This window comes from Vibrio sp. 10N.222.49.C9 (assembly GCF_041474985.1).
GTDB classification, from domain to species: domain Bacteria; phylum Pseudomonadota; class Gammaproteobacteria; order Enterobacterales; family Vibrionaceae; genus Vibrio; species Vibrio crassostreae_C.
In genome coordinates this window covers 1-323 of sequence record NZ_JBFRVD010000779.1, presented here as the reverse complement: position 1 = coordinate 323, position 323 = coordinate 1, and the positions used below count along the sequence as shown (strand labels likewise).

Sequence of the window (323 nt, the reverse complement as noted above, 5' to 3'; positions counted from 1 at the left end):
ACCTACGGTTGCGCCTTCAATGACAGAGTAAGGGCGAATTAGGGTGTTATCGTCGATTTCACAGTCCTTCAGCACACAACCTGCACCGATCACAACATTGTCACCAATAGTCACACTGCCTTCGATAATAACATTGGCATCGATCTCTACATCCATACCACACTGCAGGGTACCACGTAGGTCAAAGCGACTAGGATCACGAAGCATAACGCCTTGCTCTAGCAGTTTGTCCGCTTGCATCTGTTGGAATGCACGCTCAAGACGAGCTAGCTGGCGGCGATCATTCACGCCCTCAACTTCAATGGCACTTGCAGGGTGAACCG

Annotated in this window: 1 pseudogene; it reads right to left on the bottom strand. The window is 50.5% G+C overall.

The features are described from left to right. A pseudogene (gene glmU, locus AB4585_RS25560) lies at positions 1 to 323 on the bottom strand (bifunctional UDP-N-acetylglucosamine diphosphorylase/glucosamine-1-phosphate N-acetyltransferase GlmU); the annotation flags it as partial.